23 protein-coding genes and 1 riboswitch are annotated in these 22502 nt (G+C 35.8%); of the genes, 12 read left to right on the plus strand and 11 right to left on the minus strand.

Annotation, left to right across the window (positions count from 1 at the left end):
* Window positions 1–10 precede the first annotated feature (10 nt).
* From ribH to ACSV5T_RS01730, 7 genes are all read left to right on the plus strand, one after another.
* Window positions 11–472: a 6,7-dimethyl-8-ribityllumazine synthase gene (ribH, locus tag ACSV5T_RS01700; protein ID WP_105085641.1), complete on the plus strand. Its 462-nt coding sequence runs from the start codon at window positions 11–13 to the stop codon at window positions 470–472.
* Between the two features lie 196 nt (window positions 473–668).
* The gene (gene hslO / locus ACSV5T_RS01705; RefSeq protein ID WP_295202901.1) at window positions 669–1547 is read left to right on the plus strand and encodes an Hsp33 family molecular chaperone HslO; all 879 of its coding nucleotides are present in this window, start codon (window positions 669–671) and stop codon (window positions 1545–1547) included.
* A gap of 109 nt (window positions 1548–1656) precedes the next feature.
* Complete coding sequence (gene mtnP / locus ACSV5T_RS01710) at window positions 1657–2451, plus strand: S-methyl-5'-thioadenosine phosphorylase (RefSeq protein ID WP_438320120.1); 795 nt, start codon at window positions 1657–1659, stop codon at window positions 2449–2451.
* Between the two features lie 42 nt (window positions 2452–2493).
* Window positions 2494–3558 (plus strand): S-methyl-5-thioribose-1-phosphate isomerase, encoded by a 1065-nt coding sequence (mtnA, locus tag ACSV5T_RS01715; protein WP_438320121.1) that lies wholly within the window; start codon window positions 2494–2496, stop codon window positions 3556–3558.
* A 75-nt stretch (window positions 3559–3633) separates the two neighbouring features.
* Entirely contained in the window at window positions 3634–4878 is a 1245-nt protein-coding gene (locus ACSV5T_RS01720; RefSeq protein ID WP_438320122.1) for an adenosylhomocysteinase, read from the plus strand.
* 53 nt (window positions 4879–4931) lie between these two features.
* Window positions 4932–6221 carry an amidohydrolase gene (locus ACSV5T_RS01725; RefSeq protein ID WP_438320123.1) on the plus strand — a complete coding sequence of 430 codons (1290 nt, stop codon included), beginning with the start codon at window positions 4932–4934 and terminating at the stop codon, window positions 6219–6221.
* 105 nt (window positions 6222–6326) lie between these two features.
* On the plus strand, window positions 6327–6989 hold the full coding sequence (locus tag ACSV5T_RS01730) for a hypothetical protein (protein ID WP_287512413.1): 663 nt from the start codon (window positions 6327–6329) through the stop codon (window positions 6987–6989).
* 111 nt (window positions 6990–7100) lie between these two features.
* Here ACSV5T_RS01730 and ACSV5T_RS01735 read toward each other — a convergent pair whose 3' ends face one another.
* Window positions 7101–7850 carry a class I SAM-dependent methyltransferase gene (locus ACSV5T_RS01735; RefSeq protein ID WP_295825091.1) on the minus strand — a complete coding sequence of 250 codons (750 nt, stop codon included), beginning with the start codon at window positions 7848–7850 and terminating at the stop codon, window positions 7101–7103.
* Window positions 7851–7997: 147 nt separating this feature from the next.
* Here ACSV5T_RS01735 and ACSV5T_RS01740 point away from each other — a divergent pair, with 147 nt between their 5' ends.
* The 3 genes from ACSV5T_RS01740 (at window position 7998) to ACSV5T_RS01750 (ending at window position 10744) form a co-directional block, all read left to right on the plus strand.
* On the plus strand, window positions 7998–8936 hold the full coding sequence (locus ACSV5T_RS01740; protein WP_438320124.1) for a DUF1848 domain-containing protein: 939 nt from the start codon (window positions 7998–8000) through the stop codon (window positions 8934–8936).
* A 151-nt stretch (window positions 8937–9087) separates the two neighbouring features.
* Window positions 9088–9999 carry a haloacid dehalogenase-like hydrolase gene (locus ACSV5T_RS01745; RefSeq protein ID WP_005386606.1) on the plus strand — a complete coding sequence of 304 codons (912 nt, stop codon included), beginning with the start codon at window positions 9088–9090 and terminating at the stop codon, window positions 9997–9999.
* A 1-nt stretch (window position 10000) separates the two neighbouring features.
* Window positions 10001–10744 carry a DUF4241 domain-containing protein gene (locus ACSV5T_RS01750; protein WP_227720903.1) on the plus strand — a complete coding sequence of 248 codons (744 nt, stop codon included), beginning with the start codon at window positions 10001–10003 and terminating at the stop codon, window positions 10742–10744.
* 108 nt (window positions 10745–10852) lie between these two features.
* Here ACSV5T_RS01750 and ACSV5T_RS01755 read toward each other — a convergent pair whose 3' ends face one another.
* The 3 genes from ACSV5T_RS01755 to ACSV5T_RS01765 form a co-directional block, all read right to left on the minus strand.
* A complete protein-coding gene (locus ACSV5T_RS01755; protein ID WP_005386608.1) occupies window positions 10853–11002 on the minus strand; it encodes a hypothetical protein in 150 nt (49 codons plus the stop codon).
* 671 nt (window positions 11003–11673) lie between these two features.
* On the minus strand, window positions 11674–12291 hold the full coding sequence (locus ACSV5T_RS01760) for a phosphatase PAP2 family protein (RefSeq protein WP_119207183.1): 618 nt from the start codon (window positions 12289–12291) through the stop codon (window positions 11674–11676).
* Window positions 12292–12486: 195 nt separating this feature from the next.
* Window positions 12487–13830, minus strand: a complete 1344-nt coding sequence (locus ACSV5T_RS01765) for a VanW family protein (protein ID WP_438320126.1) — start codon at window positions 13828–13830, stop codon at window positions 12487–12489.
* A 107-nt stretch (window positions 13831–13937) separates the two neighbouring features.
* Between ACSV5T_RS01765 and ACSV5T_RS01770 the strand changes: the two genes are divergently transcribed.
* A complete protein-coding gene (locus tag ACSV5T_RS01770) occupies window positions 13938–14948 on the plus strand; it encodes a site-specific integrase (protein ID WP_370815993.1) in 1011 nt (336 codons plus the stop codon).
* 122 nt (window positions 14949–15070) lie between these two features.
* On the opposite strand, the gene ACSV5T_RS01775 is transcribed toward ACSV5T_RS01770, so the two are convergent.
* A complete protein-coding gene (locus ACSV5T_RS01775; RefSeq protein WP_295868843.1) occupies window positions 15071–15379 on the minus strand; it encodes a LysM peptidoglycan-binding domain-containing protein in 309 nt (102 codons plus the stop codon).
* A 242-nt stretch (window positions 15380–15621) separates the two neighbouring features.
* On the opposite strand from ACSV5T_RS01775, the gene lexA reads away from it, so the two are divergent.
* Window positions 15622–16293, plus strand: coding sequence for a transcriptional repressor LexA (lexA, locus tag ACSV5T_RS01780; protein ID WP_438320128.1), 672 nt, complete (start codon window positions 15622–15624; stop codon window positions 16291–16293).
* 136 nt (window positions 16294–16429) lie between these two features.
* Here the strand turns inward: lexA and dapA are convergent, their stop codons facing one another.
* The 6 genes from dapA to ACSV5T_RS01810 form a co-directional block, all read right to left on the minus strand.
* Window positions 16430–17317 (minus strand): 4-hydroxy-tetrahydrodipicolinate synthase, encoded by an 888-nt coding sequence (dapA, locus tag ACSV5T_RS01785; RefSeq protein ID WP_438320129.1) that lies wholly within the window; start codon window positions 17315–17317, stop codon window positions 16430–16432.
* Window positions 17318–17338: 21 nt separating this feature from the next.
* Entirely contained in the window at window positions 17339–18370 is a 1032-nt protein-coding gene (locus ACSV5T_RS01790; RefSeq protein WP_438320130.1) for an aspartate-semialdehyde dehydrogenase, read from the minus strand.
* Between the two features lie 23 nt (window positions 18371–18393).
* On the minus strand, window positions 18394–19191 hold the full coding sequence (dapB, locus tag ACSV5T_RS01795) for a 4-hydroxy-tetrahydrodipicolinate reductase (protein WP_438320131.1): 798 nt from the start codon (window positions 19189–19191) through the stop codon (window positions 18394–18396).
* A gap of 74 nt (window positions 19192–19265) precedes the next feature.
* A riboswitch (Lysine riboswitch) is annotated at window positions 19266–19437 on the minus strand.
* Window positions 19438–19478: 41 nt separating this feature from the next.
* Complete coding sequence (gene recN, locus ACSV5T_RS01800; RefSeq protein ID WP_438320132.1) at window positions 19479–21143, minus strand: DNA repair protein RecN; 1665 nt, start codon at window positions 21141–21143, stop codon at window positions 19479–19481.
* A 4-nt stretch (window positions 21144–21147) separates the two neighbouring features.
* The gene (gene argR, locus ACSV5T_RS01805; protein ID WP_024065706.1) at window positions 21148–21603 is read right to left on the minus strand and encodes an arginine repressor; all 456 of its coding nucleotides are present in this window, start codon (window positions 21601–21603) and stop codon (window positions 21148–21150) included.
* A 320-nt stretch (window positions 21604–21923) separates the two neighbouring features.
* Window positions 21924–22499, minus strand: coding sequence for a class I SAM-dependent methyltransferase (locus ACSV5T_RS01810; protein WP_005386627.1), 576 nt, complete (start codon window positions 22497–22499; stop codon window positions 21924–21926).
* Window positions 22500–22502 lie beyond the last annotated feature (3 nt).

The following is a 22502-nucleotide window of genomic DNA, read 5'->3' on the forward strand; positions in this document are numbered from 1 at the left end:
GGTCAACATAATGAAGGTTCAAGAAGGTAATTTACTAGGTAGCGGTAAGAAATTTGCTATTATCGGTTCTCGTTTTAATGAGTTCATTACTTCCAAATTAATCGGTGGTGCTGAAGATTGCCTATTACGTCACGATGTAAAAGAAGAGGATATTACTGTTATTTGGGTACCAGGTGCTTATGAAATTCCATTGATTGCTAAAAAAGCTGCTTCATCTGGTCGCTTCGATGCGGTTATTTGCGTTGGTGCTGTTATTCGTGGTGCTACAACTCATTATGATTATGTATGTAATGAAGTAGCTAAAGGTATTGCTCATGTTTCCTTAGAAACTGGTATTCCTGTTATGTTCGGTGTAGTAACTACTGAAAATATTGAACAAGCGATTGAACGTGCTGGTACTAAGGCTGGTAATAAAGGTTACGATTGTGCTATGGGCGCTATTGAAATGGTTAACCTTATCGATCAATTCTAAGAAGACTATCAAAAACACTCAGTATCCTATGGTACTGGGTGTTTTTATAATATCGAAAATATGTTCTTTTACATTGAAAGTAATCTAGACGAACATATATTCCCTATAATTTGAAATGTAATTCTATGACATGATATACTATATAAGCATATAAAAGTGCAGTTTTAAACTTTAATTAGTAATAAGGAATGATGGAATGGATTATATAAAACGTTTTACTACCCGAGAAGGGGTACGTATGTCTTTAGCGGTAACAACGGATACTGTTGAAACGGCTCGTGTACGTCATGATTTATGGCCTGTCGCAACAGCTGCTTTAGGTCGCGCTATGACGGGGGCTATTTTATTAGCTGGTGATTTTAAAAATCATGAAAATGTAAGTTTGCGTATTAAAGGTGATGGCCCTCTAGGCGTTGTTCATGTAGATGCTTTTGCAGATAATACGGTTCGTGGCTATGTGGATGAGCCACATGTAGATGTACCTTTAAAACGAGCTGGTAAGCTTGATGTAGGTGCTGCTGTTGGTCATAATGGTGAAGTACAAGTTACTCGCTTTACTCAATTAGCACAAGATTATACCTCTACAAGTCCAATTCAAAGTGGTGAAGTAGCAGAGGATTTGGCCTACTACTTATATGCTTCTGAACAAGTACCTTCTACTATTAGCTTAGGTGTATTGGTAGACCCAGATTATCATACAGTTGTAGCTGGTGGTTTTATCGTACAAGCTTTACCAGATGCTACAGACGAAGCATTAGCACAAGTAGAAAAGAATATTAACGAACTTGGTCCTATTACAGAATATTTAAAAGCTCATCCAGATGGTAAGGGTCTAATGGAACGCGTTCTTGATGGCTTAACTGTGAATGAAGTATATAATGAACCAATTCACTTCCAATGTCGTTGTGGACGGGATCGCTTTGGTGCCGTACTTATGACATTAAGAGAAGAAGATAAAGAGGCTATTCTAGAAGATGAAGTAACAGAGCTTGTTTGTCACTATTGTAATGAAAAATATCATTTCACACGTGAAGAGTTACAAGATATGTTTGCTCCTAAAGGTCCAATTCAATAAAATCTATATAATATGCAGAAAAAATACAGGCTACGAGGTTTTTCCTATAGCCTGTTTTTCTATTCTATGAGAAAATAAAAGATAGAGTGATTAATAATAGGAGGTCACAATGAGTGCAATTGGCGTAATTGGTGGTACTGGCGTTTACGATCCGTCCATCTTTGAAAATATTCATGAAGAATCCTTAATGACACCATATGGTGAAATAGATTATGTACAAGGTACATACCATGGAAAAACTGTAATCTTTGTTGCTCGTCACGGCAAAGATCATACAATTCCTCCACATAAAATTAATTATCGAGCTAATATTTGGGGCCTCAAAAAATTAGGCGTTACATTTATTATCTCTACGACTGCGGTAGGTTCATTGAATGAAGACTTCAAGCCTGGTCATTTCGTGTTGACTGACCAATTCTTAGATTTTACTAAGAACCGCATCACTACATTCTATGAAGGTGGTGACCGTCCAGTAGCACACTTGGATGTAACAAATCCGTATTGTCCAGAACTACGTGATATCCTTCAAAAGGTTGGTACTGAACAAGGTTTGTCTGTTCATAATGGTGGTACCTATGTATGTACAGAAGGTCCACGCTTTGAAACACCAGCGGAAATTAAAATGTTCCATATGCTTGGTGGGGATACAGTAGGCATGACAAATGTACCTGAAGTAAATTTAGCTAATGAAGCTGAAATGGCATATGCTACGATTTCTATGATTACCAACTATGCAGCAGGTATTTCTGAATCTGCTCTAACACATAGTGAAGTTGTAGAAATGATGGGGGATATGGCAGCTCAACTTAAATCACTTATTTTAGGTGCTATTGATGCAATTGATGTAGATGCTCGTTATGATGCGCATAATCGCATGCACGAATATGGTGGCTTTAAACTATAATCCATTTATAACGAAGCACAATAGTTCATCGAAGGAGAAGGTATGATTAATATTGAATGGCGTAAAGATACGCTGGTGCTATTAGATCAAACTAAATTACCTACTGAAATTACTTATGTTCACTGCACGGATTGGCGTCAAGTGGCTGAGGCTATTAAAATGCTTCGCGTTCGTGGGGCACCTGCTATTGGTGTAGCTGCTAGTTATGGTCTAATTTTAGCTGCTATGGAAGCAAGCCGTTTAGAGGCTCCATTTAGTGAACAACTTACAAGCTTATATGAATTTAGCGAGACTTTAAAAGAAACTCGGCCTACTGCAATCAACTTGGCTTGGGCTATAGATCGGGTGATTTCTTTAGTAAAAGGTCAAGTTGAAAGCATGTTCTCAATGAGTGATGTGGTAGACCTAATTACGAAGGAAGCTATTATTATTCATGAAGAAGACGTATCTTTGAATCGTCGTATGGCAGAAGCAGGAGCAACTTTATTTGAAGGTCAAAAGAATATTCGTATTTTGACCCATTGTAATGCTGGTGCATTAGCTACAGGTGGTTTAGGTACAGCACTTGGTGTTGTACGTAAGCTTCATGAAAATGGTCAATTGGAACGAGTATATGCGGATGAAACACGACCATTATTACAAGGTGCTAGACTGACTGCATTTGAGATACATGAGGATGGCATTCCTGTAACATTGGAAACAGACAATATGGCTGCTTATGCGATGCAACATGGCCTCATTGATGCTGTTATCGTAGGCGCAGACCGCATCACTACTAAAGGTGATGTAGCAAATAAAATCGGTACTTATGGTGTGGCTGTGTTAGCTAAATTCCATAATATTCCATTCTATGTGGCGGCTCCGTATAGTACATTTGATTTTACTCTTGAAAATGGTGCGGATATTCCTATTGAGATGCGCGATGATTATGAAGTGACATCGTTACATGGTGTTCAAATAGCACCCAATGGCATTGATGTTCTTAATCCAGCCTTCGATGTGACACCACATGAGCTAGTGACTGCCATCATTACAGAAGAAGGTGTTTTAAAACCAAACTATGAAGAGTCTATTGATAAGCTGCGTCAAATTGTAGAATCTAAATAACAAATAAATCCAAGTGGGTTTACTATCAAATCTTTATTTTAACTATATCAACTCATATTAGTAAAAGGAGTTATTATGCAATCTTTAATTAAAGATATTAATTTAGCTGCAGAAGGTCGTAAAAAAATTGATTGGGTTTCTAACTTTATGCCTACATTGAATACCTTGGGCGATCGTTTTGAAGCTGAACAAACTTTCAAAGGTCAAACTATTGTCGTTAGTGTTCACTTGGAAGCAAAAACAGCATATTTAGCTACTGTATTAAAACGTGGTGGCGCTGATGTTATCGTAACTGGTTCCAATCCATTATCTACACAAGATGATGTTGCGGCTGGTCTCGTTGACATGGGCCTAACTGTATACGCTTGGTATGATTGTACTGATGAAGAATATTTCAACTTCCTTAATAAGGCTCTTGATCATAAACCACACATTATTATCGATGATGGTGGTGACTTGGTAAACTTGTTGCACACAACACGCCAAGATGCAAAAGAACGTTTGTTAGGTGGTAGTGAAGAAACTACAACAGGTGTACATCGTCTGTATGCATTAGAGAATGCTAAACAATTGACATTCCCTATGATTGCAGTAAACGATTCCTACTGTAAATATCTTTTTGATAACCGTTATGGTACAGGCCAATCCGTTTGGGATGGTATTATGCGTACTACAAACTTAACAGTAACAGGTAAAAACGTGGTTGTTGCTGGTTATGGTTGGTGTGGTAAAGGCGTTGCTATGCGTGCAAAAGGCCTTGGTGCTCATGTATATGTAACTGAAGTAGATCCAATCAAAGCAATTGAAGCTGTATTTGATGGTTTCAAAGTATTGCCTATGATTGAAGCTGCTAAAGTAGGGGATATTTTCTGTACTGTAACAGGTTGTAAAGATGTTATTGTAAAAGAACATTATGAAGTAATGAAAGATAAAGCTATTTTATGTAATGCTGGTCACTTTGATTGTGAAGTTAATGTAGCTGATCTTACAGAACTTGCGATAAGTCATGAACGTGTTCGTCAAAACATCGAAGGCTATACTATGGCAGATGGTCGCAAACTTTACGTATTAGCCGAAGGTCGTCTAGTAAACCTTGCAGCTGGTGATGGTCATCCTGCAGAAATTATGGACTTATCCTTTGCTATGCAAGCGCTTGCAGCAGAACATATTTTACATAATGGTAAAGATATGGACCCTAAGGTATATGTATTGCCTCATGAATTAGATGCGGAAATTGCAAAACTTAAATTGAACTCCATGGGCTATGATTTAGACTCTTTAACACAAGAGCAAATCGACTACCTTACAAAAGTAAATTAATTAACCAAATATAACCGAGCTATTTTAGCTCGGTTATACCTATGAGGAAGCTTATGTCTGATTTATTGATTACCAATGTAGACGTCTTAACTAATGAGGGCGTTCTCAAGAATCATGCCATTGAAATTGAAAATGGCTTTATTACATCTATTGTAAAGGATAGTGAAGTAGAAAAGGCTAAAGAGTCTGCTAAAGATGTATTAGATGGGAAAGGCCAATTGGCTGCTCCAGGTCTTGTTAATACACATACTCACATTGCAATGGGTTTATTTAGAAACTATGCAGATGATCTTGAGCTTATGGACTGGCTAGAAACGGCTATTTGGCCAACTGAGGCAAAGCTTAACGATGAATATGTACGGTATGGCACACAACTTGGCATCGCTGAAATGTTGCGTTCTGGTACAACAACCTTTAGCGATATGTATTTCTTCATGAATACTACTGCTGAGGTAGTAAAAGAAACTGGTATTCGCTCTGTACTATCTCGTGGCTTAGCAGGTGTATCCCCAACAGCAGATCAAGCATTAGTTGAAAATGCTGATTTATTCCGCACATGGAATGGCTTTGATAATGACCGTATCAAGGTATTACTTGGACCGCATGCACCATATACTTGTCCAGATGCGTACATGGAAAAGGTTATTGCCTTATCTCATGAACTAAATTGTGGCATTCATATGCACTTATCCGAAACAAAAGGGGAAGTAGAGAATGTTATAAAAGCTACTGGTAAGACACCAATTGCTCATATGTATGATTTAGGGTTATTCTGGAATACTACATTAGCTGCACACTGTGTTCATGTAACAGACGAAGATATGGATATTATGGCAGAAAATAATGTAGCTGTTGCCCATAATCCACAATCTAACCTTAAATTAGCAAGTGGTACTGCACCAGTTCCTGAAATGATCGGTAAAGGTATTACTGTTGGTCTCGGTACAGACGGTTCTGCTTCGAATAACAATGCGGACATGCTTGAAGAAGTACGCCTTGCAGCTACCTTACATAAAGCACGTCTCTACGACCCTAAAGCCATTCCTGCACAAGCAGCTTGGAATATGGGCACTGTAGAAGGTGCAAAAGCTTTAGGCTATACAGACCTTGGTGTATTAGCAACAGGCTACCGTGCAGATATTGTTTTATATGATGTATCTGGGATGCACTGGATGCCTCGCTATAATGATTTAGCAGCACTTGTATACTCTGCGAATAGTTCTGATGCTAATACTACAATTGTAGGCGGTAAAGTCCTTATGAAAGACAAAGAATTGCTTACTATTGATGAAGAAAAACTTCGTGTAGAAATCACTATGGCTCAAGCGTATTTCAGTAACTAATATATTAAAAAAACTATAGCTGTAATTGATTAGCTTTTTCTTGTCTAGTTTAGTACTAGTTAGGTTTGTATTTATATAATATAAGTTTGTATGCGAGGTACTGCTATGCTAAAAAGAATACTTCAATACCTTTCACTTTGTATCGCCTTAGTTAGTTTGTTGATATTAGCTGGTTGTAGTAGTAATAGTGCGTCTTCTCAGCCTAAAGGAGCTGAAGGGGAATGGATTGCTTACTCAGGCTATACCGTTCAAAATGTAGTCAGCGCTGTTGATACGCCTATTTTTACGATGAATCTTACAGCTCGAAATGATAGTAAGACGATTTATACAGCAGATATGAAAGCTTATAACTATCAATATACGACGCCTGAAAAGAGACCTGTTATTGAATCTACTCAAATGGTAGGGGATATAAAGGAAACTCGTCTAAATTATATTACGGCTCTTACACTTGTAATGAGTGCTAACGATATAGTAGGTAACGCAGATAGCTCAAATTCTAATACAATCAAGATGGATATTACTGGCATACCAAATACTGCTCTTATTTATGATTCAAAAACAGATACTATTAAATTTATGGATCAAACCTTTAAACGGGTAAGCAATACAAATAATTTACAAACCTTGGCTGATGCGTATAAGAAAGATCTCCAAATAGCTTCTAATAAATATTTAGAAGAGATTGGCAATGCAGCAAATCCTAAAACAAAATTTATAACAACCTATAACTTTGATGACTCTATCATTAAAGACAATAAGAAATGATTTATAAAAGAAAACCCACTCATAGTATGATATATTCCTTTATTAGATACTTAATAAAAGGGGTACATATCATATGGAGTGGGTTTATTTTGTAATGTTTTACTTTGAATGCTATTTTATTACTTTTACCAAGAACATTGGTACAGGGATATAAAATTCATCTTTTTCGTTATAAATACGAGGTCCTACTGTGGAGTCAATAGTGACGGAGCTAGCACCTAATTTTGTGAGCACTTCTTTATCCCATTGAGGGCGTGTAAAGGATGAAATTTCAAGCATATGATAAATAGTATGGCACCGCTCTTTTAAATCATTGCTTACATGTTCATGGGCATGATGAACAGATGGTGGCAAGTCATGGTGATTGCGAGCATATTCCGCATCATAATTGAGGATTAAACCACCTGGACGAATGATGCGTAACCATTCTGCATAGGCTTTATCTGGATGTGGTAAGTTCCATGTTACATTGCGGGCTACAACAATATCAAAGGTATTAGAATCAAAGCTAAGATTTTCAGCATCCATGACGGAGAAGGTGGCATCGGAGTTTAGTGATTCGGCAAGTTGATTAGCTTCATCAATCATATTTGGGGTAATATCAATACCATGTACTGTATGGCCCAATTCAGAGAGAATAATACTAAAAAATCCAGCGCCACAGCCAATATCTAAAATGCGTAGAGATCGATCAGAGTCAAAGATATGGCTCATCAATTCATCACGCCAAAGCTTAAGTTTAGGGCTTTCTAATTCTTTAGCTCGCAATGACCCAAAATCACGTGCTCGATCGCTCCAATAAGCGGTAATAAACTCTTTGTCATCCTTCATAGGATGATTCTTTTCAAATATATCGTTCATCTTTTTGTTCTCCTCATTTTTAATACACTTAATAGTACCATAAAATGAGAATGTACCATACTATAAATATCACACTTACTACATAAATAATTAATATTGAATATGATATAATACATCTATATTTTTGTTTTATGAAAGGGCAGGACAATGATTTTACAGACGGGACAACGTACGGATATTCCTGCCTTTTATGGGCAATGGTTGATTAATCGTGTTCATCAAGGATTTGTAGATGTACGAAATCCCTATAACCCAATGCAGATAACACGGTATCCTATTAATCATGAAGTAGTAGATGGTATTGCGTTTTGTACAAAGAATCCTTTGCCATTTATTCCGCTCTTACATGAAATAAATGATTATAGACAGTTTTGGCACATGACTATAACCCCTTATGGTCCAGATATCGAGCCCTATGTACCAAAAGCAGATTCTGTAATAGACGGATTTAAACAAATATCAACAAGACTGAATCCTCAATCCATGGTGTGGCGTTATGATCCTATTATTTTAACCCATATCTACACAATAGATTTCCATTTTGAAAGCTTTTATAACATGGCTAAGGCGCTAGAAGGATATACGGATACGGTAGTTGTAAGTTTCTTAGATATATTTGATAAGGTGGCTCAGAACTTTCCTGAAGGTTTTAGACCAAGTGTTGATGTACAACATAACATTATTAAGGAGCTTATTTCTATTGCTCATTCTTGCAATATGGACCTTAAAACCTGTGGAGAAGGGGACGCATTTAAAGAATTAGGGGCTAATACGGAAGGTTGTTTAACCTTAGATTGTTATGAACGGGCTTGGAATGTTACGTTAAAAGCACCTAAACGGGTACCAGCGAGACCGGAATGTAATTGTTATTTACATGGTGATATAGGTGCCTATGATAGTTGTAGTCATTTCTGTCGCTATTGTTATGCTAATACAAATCAGGCGGCGGTCCAGCATAATCGTTTGTTACATGATCCAAATTCTAGTTTCCTTATTGACCAGCTTTCAAAAACAGCAATTATTAAAGAAAGCATGGAAAAAAGCTGGATTGTTGATACAAATTACAGGCAAGAAACTCTATTTTAGATGGAATTACGATGCTATATAACGCTGTTTCGTTGACGTATCGTGTAAAATAGATAACAAAGGGGGTTGTCAAAGGGACACCTCAGGAATATAAGAGAGTGAATAGACTTATTAATTGTTTAGTTGTTTTATTATCACAAGGAGGTGTCGTATGATAACCTACAAAAGTGATACTAAAGATTCATCCTTAGTATCACGTGAAGATTCTATGCCAGTTCTTGCCATGTGCTATGATTTTGATAAGACTTTAACCCCTGATGATATGCAGGCACAAGGCTTTATTCAATCTGTTGGCTATGATGAGGAGCAAATCAAGCAGTTCTGGCAAGAATCTAATCAATTGGCTAAGAAAAATGATATGGATAATAACTTAGCCTATATGTACAAGATGATTCAAGAAGCAGTAGGTCGCTTTTATGTAACTAAAGAAAAGCTCATGGAATATGGGAATCAAGTAGAATTGTATGACGGTGTTCGCACTTGGTTTGAACGTATTCGAGAATATGGATTAGAACATGGGGTACGCATTGAGCATTATATTATCTCTTCTGGATTGAAAGAGATGATAGAAGGCACTGAAATGGCGAAAGAGGGAGCTTTCACAAAAATCTATGCCAGCGCATTCATGTTTGATGATAAGGGCGTAGCTGTGTGGCCTGCGCAAGCAATTAACTATACGAATAAAACTCAGTTTTTGTTCCGTATTCAAAAGGGGATTCTAGATATTAATGATACAGGCGTTAACGATTATATTAAGCCTGAGGACCAACGTGTCCCATTCCGCAATATGATTTATATTGGGGATAGTGATACAGATATTCCTTGCATGAGCCTTGTTAACGCAAATGGAGGCCATTCCATAGGTGTGTATGATCCTATTAAAAAGGATAAAGATAAGGTGTATAAGATGATGCGTCATCACCGTATACGCTATTATGCACCTGCAGACTATACAAATGGTTCCCAGTTAGATACATTAGTTAAACAAATTATACGTAAAACAGCAGCATATGAAGTGTTAGAGGGCGAGTATATTCATTGTAAACACGAAGCAGAGGAGTAATATGGAACAATCTAAATTGACAAGTGAATGGATTCAAACGTTTAATCGTTTAGGTTCTGAAGGTAAATTAAAACCTACCGTACCATATCATGATTTATTCAACCGTAAAGAGCTAAAAGGCTTTCCGTTGCATACATTGCCTATGTGGACTGTAACGTTCCCAACAGGTCATATTACATGCTGTGATCCTTTGGTAACATTACCTAATAAACCAGATACGTATATTAGAACGGTAGAACCAGGTACGTATTTGTTAGAAACAAAAATTATTGAAATGGAACCAAATGAGTATCGCTATGTGGCAAGCCGTGTTGTTTTTAGTGGCAATGAGCCTGTGAACTATGAATTGGCTTTGAAAGGTACGGAAGACTTAACAGATCTTGATGATGGTGAAAGCTATATCGGATTCCCTGTAGATTCTGGACTTGCTACTGTAGTTGATGCAGAAACTATCGAAACCTATAGAAAGTTCTATGATCAATGGCATACAAACTATCCTGACAAAAATATCTATGATGATTACTACAGTGATTTATTCCAGTTAAATGCATTGGCATATCCACAATTCCAACGGTCTAAAGGGGATTGGATTAACTTTACAATTCCTGAAACTGAATTAACAGTACCTATGATTCAATCCGGCTTTGGAGATGGTTTATATCCTGTATACTGGGCCTTTGATAAAGATGGTCAAATTTGCCAACTGATTATGGAATATATCGATTGCAGCGAAGCATATCAATAATATGATCTAGTGTAGTATGTAAAGATATAACCCTAATAAACTTAATATATACAAAAAAGACGCTTAGCATACTAAGCGTCTTTTATATATTATATTTAATTGTAAGGTCTAAACTCCGAAAATCCAGTTAACGAATACACGAAGGATACTTAGACCTACAATAATTTCAGCTAAGAATCTTAAGGAACCTTCCATACCATTACCTAAATGTTTTAAACTGCCAATTTTGGCTTTACTTACGATGTCACACCAGCACATATAATACCTCCGTGAGAGTTAATATGAGTAAATTACATAACTTATATGCTTATTTTACAACCTTATATCAAAAATTTCAATATGTATTTAAAATTAAATAATAATAATTCTACACATACATCTATAATAATAAAATTATAGTTACCATAAACCTACATAAAATAAGGAATCATAAGCATCTAGTTAGTTTGGTATATATTAAGGTTATGTAAGACTTATATAAATATATATAGCTAAATGATGTTATATAAAAAGATAGTTGTATTAGATACTAAACATTATTTAAGAGTTTATTTGTATATACACCTAAGGTTAATGATTAATAAGCTTAAAAAACATAGTTTAAACATTTACATATATTAAGTTTTATATAGTGAGATTAACTAGGTTACATAAATTAAATTAGAATTATAAGGTTAGATAAATTGAGTTAAATATTGTGTAATTGAATAGATTACATAATATGAAACGATAGGATCTGTTGATTGAGTAATTTAAAGGCTTATTTGGGTTGAAATGTAAATAAACTAGCTTATAGATATATAGGCTAGTTTTTTATTTGTTTTTGAATTACTTCCGATAACGATATATTATCGGAAGTAATTATATAAAGAAAATTGGGCCTATATGGCCCAATCCCTTATGTTATATAGTTTTTTTACTTATTAAGCTTATTTGCGTTTAAATGTGTATGGTTCGTATTCTACATCATTATGACGGTTAGTCCACCAGTTCCAACCGATTCTTGCAAGCTTCCATGCAATGAAGCCTACGATAATGCCCAATACTAAGCCTGTTAATACATCTGTTGGATAATGTACAAATAGATATACTCTAGAAAATGCTACTACTAATGACCCAAGTAATGCTATAATTCCCAAATATCGCTTCTGAGGCGCTATTTGACTCAAGCCTAGGTAAATGGTCATGGCAGATGCAAATGAACCAAAACTATGGCCTGACGGGAATGAATAACTATTTGCTTTTGGTAACGCAGACTCTAATGGTACTGTTACATTAGGAAAATCTACAAATGGTCTTAATCTAGCTACATGTGGTTTTAAACCTTGGTCACCGATGATTAATACAAATCCTAATGCAATTATTATAGCTACGCCTAATACACGGTATTTTTTTTGTAACATCAATAATAAGGCAATGACAATCCATAAGGCACCGCTGCCAGTAATTTTTGAAATAAATGCCATAATTGGTGTTAAAAAACTATATACAAGATGGTCATGTACATAGAAGATCAAGGAGTGATCAAATTGTAAGATTGTGTCCATAGTTTCCTCTTCTATTTAACTAAATGATAATTATTGAGAATGATTGAGAATAGATTATATCCTCAATATTCTGTATTGGATTTCCATATACTTTGTAATATGTATATATTGGTTTCTCAATTACATCCAAATAATAGCCTAAACTATTTATACCTCATGGTCAATAGTTTAGGCTATATTTAATAAAATCTTTAATTATGGTTTCTTTTTATCTGCTTTTTTAGTTGAACCTTCAGGTGGCATTGTTATGATTGTATCTACTGGGTCATATACAGATTCAAAGGAATCAGTTTGTGTAACCCAATTACCATATGTTATGGTTCTATACGTATTCATTGTTAAGCCTACATGCCCTTCTTGTACTTCTTTTTCTTTTAAAGACGGATCTACGCGTGTAATTGTCTTATTTGGTATTTCACTACGATCACCAACTGAAATAGATACATTTTTAGGCTTGTCTTGAGCAGTACCTATAATATAGATGATTAGTGTACCATGATTCATCACACTGAGGATATAAATGGATTGCTGGTATGGATTTCTAAACTTAAAGTCCAAATAGCCCCATGCTACTGTAGCATCACGACCAGCTTGAATATATCCAACAGGTTCAAAGTGAGGTGTACGTTCTACAATATTCATGCCAGATAATAATGCTGTATTAAAGATGGTAGAACTAACTTGGCAAATGCCACCACCAATACCTGGAACTAATTTGCCATCAATCATTACCGGTGCATCATCATAGCCAGCCTCAGCAGTACGTTCACCTACAACATCGTTAAAGGAGAATACTGCACCAGGTTTAATCAATGTACCATTGATTTTATCAGATGCGAGTTGAATATTATGTGTTCTGCTTTCATTATTTGGATCAAAATCTGTACTAAAGGATGCTAGAACGGTATTTAATGGTTTTAAATCAGAATCAGTAACCTTAATAGTATTTTTTGTGGTAAATACCATAGATAGAGATGTGATGCTTTCTCCAGATTGTAATTGATCCTTAAGGTTTTGTAAGGTTGCATCAATATCAATGCGTTTACCTTCTTTAGCAGGATGGAATACAACTTGACCCTTCTCAATAGTTAGATATGCATCATGACCTGGAGTATCAATTGATTTGGCAAGTTCTGTAAGGTAGGTTTTACTTTTTACCTCGTCTAGCTTATATTGTGGTTGAAAATGTTGGCCATAATATAAGGCATTAAATCTATGTGCAAGCAAGGTCCACCAATCATCTTCATACCCATATGTAGAAATAGCTTTCACTACAGCCTCTGTATCTACCTGAATACCTAAATCATGATACGTAGCCTGTTGTTTTTTATTATTCCCCATATCAATGGATATAGTCTGTTGTGGTATTTTACTATTTAGTTCTTGTATTTGAGCTTGTAATTCACTCTTTGGTGTATTAGATAAATCAGTATCATTGTAAAATACGCCATACGATATATTTTCTGTTGGGATGTATGAGCAGCCGCTCGTACTCAGCAGGACAAGCATAGTCCCTAATATTATATATTTTTTACTCATTGTATTATAAACTCTCCCAAATTAGTCATTATATTCTCTAATTATAGCATATAAGTACCTATTCTATGGTACAATTATATTGATATTTTTAGGGGTAAGGGTGAATTATGTCAGAGTCTAAGGAACAACAAAAACATTTCTATTTGCGCAATAATGATGCGCTTATGAATAGTACCAAGTTGTCTATGAAAGCCAAACAAAGTATATTGCTGTCTAAGGCTGAAAATACTGTGGATGCTTACGAATCGGATTGGGACGATTTCGTAGATTGGTGTACCTATCAAAAGGTATCTTATTTTCCGGCTACACCAGAAACTATAGTGAACTATATTAATGATCTTGCTGATTATGCTAAAGCAAATACGATTTCTCGTCGTATTAGCGCTATATCTGAGAATTATAATGCGTCTGGCCATCGGGATAATCCATGTATGGCACCTATCGTAAAACAAGCGTTACGGGGCATTAGACGTTTAAAAGGTACATTCCAACAAGGTAAGACACCAGTCCTTTTAGAGGATATTGAAGATATTTTAGATTGTATGACCAAGCTAGATGTACCTGAATTACAACTATTACGTGATAAAGCTATTCTTTTAATCGGATTTATGGGTGCTTTTCGGCGTAGCGAAATTGCGGCTATTACAGTAGAACATCTTCAATTCTCTCCACAAGGTGTTGAGATCTTTGTACCATCATCTAAAGCTGACCAAGAAGGTCAAGGTGCTGTAGTGGCGATTCCGCATCTATCTGGTTCTCCGTTAGACGCAGTTCGTGCCTTACAGCAATGGTTACGTGTCTCTGGTATAACAGAAGGACCTGTATTTAGAGGCTTTACTAAAAATATGTCGTTACGTAAAACAGCTATATCCGATAAGATGATTGCCGAAATCGTAAAGAAATATATTTCTCTTATCGGTCTTGATCCTGCCATGTATGGAGCCCATAGCTTGCGTCATGGCTTTGCAACGACTGCTGCAGCCTATGGTGTGGAAGAACGTAATATTATGAGACAAACACGCCACCATAGCGTTAATATGGTTCGTCGTTATATTAATGAAGCGAACAAGTTTGTAGACAATCCTATTTCAACAATCTTTGAAAAGCGATTTAGATAACAACTATTAATCACTTGATTTAGATAATAACTATAAATCGGTTAATAACATACATGAAACAACAAAAAGCAGCTATCTCTATTGAGTAGCTGCTTTTTCGTGTGGGTTACACCCATATATATTTAGTTTTGAGCCACATAGTCCAAAGCTCTAACTGGACTATCAGTTTTATGTGCTGGTACCTTTAAAACTGTACCAGGTACAAGTGTACCAGAATCACTGATGTTATTAAGTTCTTTCATGGCATATACCATTTCACGAACATCCATATCTTTATGAGCTGTGCGAGCTGCAATATCCCACATTGTATCGCCTGCTTGTACCTTTACTTCGCGTACTGCATGTGTATTTGCATCTGTTACAGGGTTTGTCATATTATAACCAAATAATACTGTTAAGCACATTCCTAGCATCATTAATATATTTTTCATCTCATACCTCACATTTACATCGAACATAATATCTGAGAACATTTGTTTGTTTACATGCATATAATAGCACACGAACGAATGTTCGGTCAAGAGTTTTAGAACAAATGTTTGCAAAAACTTTTAAAATTGCCTATAATAAGTATGTAAGTTAGTAATTATCTTACTTTTTCATTATATAGCATGACATGTGTTATTTTTTACGCATATAAATATTGACATTACATTGACTTTGGAGGTTCATCGTGAGACGCCCTGCTACAGATATTAATACTAAACAGCGCCGTATATTAGATTTTATTAAAGATTCACTACATAATGAATATCGTTGTCCTACTGTTCGTGAAATCTGTACACATGTAGGGCTTAGTTCTACATCTACTGTACAATCTCATTTGAATGCTCTTGAAAAGTTTGGTTATATTAAACGAGATCCTAATAAAAACCGTGCTATTACTGTTTTAGAGGATACAAAACCTTCTATTTCTGTAGCTGGTAATGAAACTTCAAGCTCTGATAACTTTGAATTTTTAGGTGCCGGTCTAAAACAAGTTCCTCTCATTGGTACTGTTCAAGCTGGTATGCCTATTACCGCTGTAGAAAACTTAGAGTCTACCCTTACATTGCCTGTTCAATTGACTGGAGATTCTGATTGTTTCTTACTTCGTGTTCAAGGCGAATCTATGATGAATATCGGTATGTATGAAGGCGATATGCTTATTGTACGCCATCAAAATACCGCTAATAATGGTGATGTCGTAGTGGCTCGTATTGATGATGAAGCTACTGTAAAACGTTTTTATAAAGAAAATGGACATATTCGTTTACAACCTGAAAATGATGATTTTGATCCTATTATTGTGGATGATTGTCATATTGAAGGCCTTGTAATCGGTCTTGTACGCGATAGAATTTAATATAAAACGGCTACATATCATATTGTAGCCGTTTTATTTTTATATTAGTTCGCTATTAAGTTTTAACAATCTATATACAGATACAAAAAAAACAGTAGCTACATATGATAGCTACTGTTTTTAGTATCTCTATATTTTATTTTACATATTCAGCTAAAGCTTTATCAATATATGCTGCTTCTTCAGCACTAGGATCACACATCGGTAAATTAAATACACCCGCAGGTAAGCCAATTTTACGAGCTGCATATTTAACAGGAATTGGGTTTGTAGTGATAAACATCGCTTTAATGATATCCGCTAAGCTTTGATGAATACGAAGTGCTTCGTGATTATGACCTGATTCATAAGCTTGAATCATAGCATTCATATCTTTGCCAGCCAAATGGGACACTACGGATACTACACCACAAGCACCTACTGATAACATTGGTAATGTAAGTCCATCATCCCCACTGTATACCATGAAGTCTTCTCCTGGCATTAAGCGTTTGATTTCAGATGCAATCATAAGATTGCCACTAGCTTCTTTAATAGCACATACATGTGGATATTCACTATGTAATTGAGCTAGTGTTGTAGGAAAAATTCCTGTTCCAACACGGCTTGGTACATTATATACCATGATTGGAAGTGTAGTAGCCTCTGCAATAGCTTTAAAGTGTAAATATTGGCCTTGTTGATTTGGCTTATTGTAGTAAGGTACTACAACTAATAAGCCATCAATTCCATCAATTTTAGAAACTTCTTTCACAAATTCTACAGAAGATTTTGTGTCATTTGAACCTACATTAGCAATAATAGAACCTTTATGACCACATTCTTTAGCAACAGCTGTAAATAATGCTAATTTATCCTCTTTGGACATGGATGGATTTTCCCCTGTTGTACCGCATACAACGAGGCCATCGGATCCATTATCTAACAAATGATTAGCAATAGCTACACTATTTTCTATGTTTAAGGATCCATCATTATTAAATGATGTAATCATAGCCGTTAATACTCGACCAAAGGTTTTCATATCTGTCCTCCCCTTGATAGATTAAAATGCTTGTTTTTCTACCAAGTACTCAGCAATTTGCAACGCATTAAGTGCTGCACCTTTACGAATTTGGTCCCCTACAATCCAGAAATTCATACCTTTATCATTATATAAGTCTTTACGAATACGGCCGATTTCACAGTCGTTTTGATTAGATGTATATAATGGCATTGGGTAAATTTGTTCTGCAGGATTATCTTTTACTTGTAAACCAGGGAATTTCTCACATGCTGCTTTAAAAGCTTCTACAGAAACTGGTTCTGCTGTTTCTACTAAAACAGATTCAGAGTGGGAACGATACACTGGAACACGTACAGTAGTTGGTACAACTTGAATTGTGTCGTCGTGAAGAATTTTTTGTGTTTCATGAACCATTTTCATTTCTTCTTTTGTGTAATCATTGTCCAAGAACACATCAATTTGTGGTAAAAGGTTAAATGCTACAGGATAATGTTTAGGCGCAGAACCTGTTGGTAATAAGTTTGCAGTCATTTCCTCGCCAGCTGTATATTGTCTTACTTGGTTTTCAAGTTCTTCAATACCTTCTTTACCTGCACCGGAAACTGCTTGGTATGTACTTACCACAATGCGTTTAATTGGAGAAATATCATGAAGTGGTTTCAAACCTAAGCTCATAATAATAGTGGAGCAGTTAGGATTCGCAATGATACCTTTATGTTTTAAAATATCTTCTGGATTTACTTCTGGTACTACAAGAGGTACTTCAGGATCCATACGGAATGCACTAGAGTTATCAATAACGATAGCGCCTCTTTTAGCTGCTTCTGGTGCTAATGTTTTAGAAATAGAACCACCTGCAAATAGAGCGATATCAATATTTTCAAAGGATTCAGGTTTAGCTTCCTCTACTACATATGTTTTACCATTAACGGTAAGTTCAGTACCTGCAGAACGAGCAGATGCTAACAACTTTAAATTTTCATATGGGAAATTACGCTCTTCAATAAGTGTAATAAATTCAGCACCTACTGCACCAGTAGCACCAAGAATTGCAACATTAGGTTTTTTCATTACTATATCTCCTTGCTATTATATTATAAATAATGCTCTAAGCCGTATGTTAAACCAGCTTTAGTACTAATTTTTTTACATGCTAATACTACGCCTGGCATAAAGGAAAGACGACTTAAACTATCGTGACGAATTGTTAATGTTTCATCATAGCCACCAAATAGTACTTCTTGGTGAGCTACGTAACCAGGTAAACGAACGCTGTGAATGGTTACGTCATCAACCTTAGCGCCACGAGCACCTGGTAAACTTTCACGCGTTAAATCTTCTGCTGCAGTTGCATTCGCAGCTTGTTTAGCTTCGTTAATTAATTTAGCTGTTAAAATAGATGTACCGGATGGAGCATCATATTTATGGTTATGATGAAGCTCAATAATTTCTACATTAGGGAAATATGGAGCCAATTCAGCAGAAACCTTCATCATCATAACTGCACCAAGAGAGAAATTAGGTGCTACAAGGCAATTGGCATCATTTTTACGACCAATAGCATCTAATTCATCGCGTTGTTCCGCCGTTAAACCAGTAGTACCAATAACTACGTGAATGCCTGCAGATAACATCTTTTTAGCATTTTCATAGATGACAGCAGGATTTGTAAAATCTACAATAACATCAGGTTTATTTGTATCAAGTACCTCATCGATGGAGGCATTCATTGTAATTCCTAATTGTTCGATGCCCGCTACGGTGCCTACATCTTGACCTGCCTTAGTAGGATCGATACCACCTACTAATGTTAATTCAGGATCATTATGTACTGCTTTGACTACTTCGCGGCCCATTTTACCGCCAGCGCCATTTACCATTACTCGAATCATATATACCTCCAAAAAAGCCAGTGGATGCATCCACTGGCCTTATAGTTTATATAGCTTATAACTGTTACTAAAAGCTCAATGATAGCACTCCACCAATTCAAATTGATGACAGTCGTCCATCTATTAAATAGACAACCAGAACGATGAGTCGCAATCACCGAACTTCGGCAAGCATCCCTTTTATCATGGATCAATGCATGCCGGCTCCTCATGATTACTCTTTATACTCGCACCTCTATCAACATATTCACTTAATACTATTAGTATAAGTAATTATGCGATTTTAGTCAATTAAAATGGTCAATTAGTTCCTTAGCTGCTGCCAATGCAGTGGAGGACATGCCTCGACCAGACATCATAGAAGCAATTTGTGTTACTCGTTCCTCTTCATTAAGTACCGACAATGTTGACACAGTACGGTCATCTTGCTCAATTTTAGCCAAATGGTAATGTTGTTTTGCAATACTTGCTGTTTGAGGTAAATGAGTAATACAGAATACTTGATTTGTCTTAGAGAGATGTAGAATCTTTTCAGCAACCTTTAAAGCTATATCTCCACTAATACCAACATCAATTTCATCAAATACCATTGTCTTGAACGTATCACTACGGAAGACAGATTTGAAGGCTAATGCAATCCGAGCCAATTCACCACCAGAGGCTACCTTGTGAAGTGGTAACAATTGTTCCCCTTTATTGGCAGAGAATAGAAGTTCAATGGACTTTGCCCCTAAAGCAGATAAGTCATCCCCATCCTCTATATGGAACTGAATCTCCCCTTTTGGCATGCCTAGGTCTACTAATTCCTGGTGTAGAGCATTAGCAATGATCTTTGCATTTTTAAGACGTACATCACGTAAAACTGTTAAAGCTTCTTCTGCTACCTTTTTTGCCTCTTCAAGACGAGCTTCTAATTCGTCTTGTGCAAATACAAGGCCTTCTAATTCCTCTAAACGAGCTTGTGCCTTTTCTTCGTAAGCCAGAATTTCTTCTACAGTTTCACCATATTTTTTCTTTAAGCCGTAAATAGTTGTATCTCTATCTTGGCAATACTTATAGCGTTCTTCGTCATAGCTAATAGTATCTCTATAACGATCTAACGATTGTGCAGCCTCTTCCAGTTGGAAATAAGCAGAATCAACCATTTCAGATACTTCTTTCAGTTCACCATCATATTTTACAAGGTCATTAACTTCTACCTTAATAGAGTTGATCGTGTCTAGTAATGGTTGACGACCATTATAAAAGGCATCATAACAAGAACCTAATACCTTATCAATATGTTCAAAACTATCGAGTCGTTTTAATTCCTCTGCAATAGAAACATCTTCTCCGATAGTAAGTCCTGCTTCTTCAATCTCATCGATTTGGTATCGTAGCATATCGAGCTCTCGCGCTCGTTCAGACATATTTTCTTGTAAATGATCTACATCTTGTTTGGCTTGTTTATATACTTTATAAGCATCTAAATAGGTCTTGTAAGCCTTCTGTCCCTCTTTATTATAGGTATCTAAATATTCATGATGCGTGTCGGCATCTAATAATCGTTGATTACTATATTGACCATGAATATCAGCTAAATATTGACCAATTTCTTTTAATGCTTTTAATGGTATAGGTTGATCATTAGCTAAGATGGTAGATTTACCATTGCGATTAAATGACCGGGAGAGAATTAACTCCCCTTCTTCAACCATAATATTTTTAGATTCTAATAGCTCTTGTATACTTTGGTGATCGGCAATATCAAATATTCCATCTATAACAAAACTATCTTTACCATGACGAATGAACTCGCTGCTTGCGCGCTCTCCTAAAAGGATACTAAAGGCATCCATTAATATGGATTTCCCTGCCCCAGTTTCGCCGGTAAAGATAGTTATGCCATCATTAAATGAAATATTCATTTGCTCAATCAACGCAAAGTTGCGAATGCTCATTTGCGTTAACATCTATTTAGTCCTTCATTAAATCTTGAATTTTCGCCAAAATTGCTGGAACTTCAGCTTCAGATTTTGCAATTAACAAAATTGTATCATCACCAGCTAATGTACCAATAATTTCAGACCATTTTGCATGGTCAATGGAAAATGCTACGGATTGAGCTGAACCAGGAATTGTATGTAATACGACTTGATTCAAGCTATGATCTACCTTAATTAGAGAATCTTGGAATAATCGATTGATTCGACTACGAGATAGAACTACATTTTCTTCTGGAGATAATGCATATCGATAGTGTCCATCGCCTGTAGGAATTTTGATTAACATCAATTCCTTAATATCACGAGAAACAGTAGCTTGCGTTACCTCAATACCTTCTTCTAATAAGGCCGCTGCTAATTCCTCCTGAGTTTCAATCGCCTTGGACTGAACGATTTCTTTAATTTTGTTATAGCGATAGCGTTTCATTTTAAACTCCCTTTTTTAAAACTTGCACATAAAAGAGAATAGTATCTTTCTGCTATTATTATACCATATATTCATAATTAATATATGGTATAAATCGCATATCTCATACTAGTTATGCATATTATATTTATATTTAAAAAAACGTTAACATTCTATAGATTGAGGGCGTACAAACACATAGCCTATAGGCTTCATCTATTTATACGAAATTAATAATTTAAAACTAGAATAATATGCATGTATAAATAAAAGCCCCTATAAAGGGGCTTTTACATGTTTCTTATGACTTTTATTCATAATGAATAAAGATATATTTCTTTTTATCGTTTTTGCAATATAAATAACTCAGGTGGATTATTTATTTGATTCATTGGATGCCAATGACATACATTATACAATTTCTGTTCTAAATCTGATAAATACGATTTAAGGATCTGCATTTCTTCTAACCCTTCTGTTGTTCCAGGGTAAGCAACAATTGTGATAACTCCAGATTTAGATAATTTCTCTAAACCCTCTTTTATAGCGTCAATTGTTTGATGCGGTTTAGTTATAACTTGATGATCGCCACCTGGTAAATATCCTAGGTTAAAAATCATTAAATCAATTACTTCATCTTTTAACTGATTAACTAATGCACGATCATGGGAGTCATGGATAAATGTTAGGCTCACATCTTCAGCTATATCATTTGACTGCAATAACTCTTGGCTACTATTAATAGCTTTCATTTGGATATCGATGCCATATAAATGACAGCCTTTTCTTGCTCGCTCTGCTAGATACAATAAATCATGGCCATTGCCACATGTTGCATCTACTACAACATTAGCGTGTTTCATTACTCGATCCCAGATTAAATGTTGAAACTGAACAGCATTGTTAATGTTAATCACAAA

This window comes from Veillonella sp. ZSJB6 (genome assembly GCF_051549505.1).
In the GTDB taxonomy this organism is placed as follows: domain Bacteria; phylum Bacillota; class Negativicutes; order Veillonellales; family Veillonellaceae; genus Veillonella.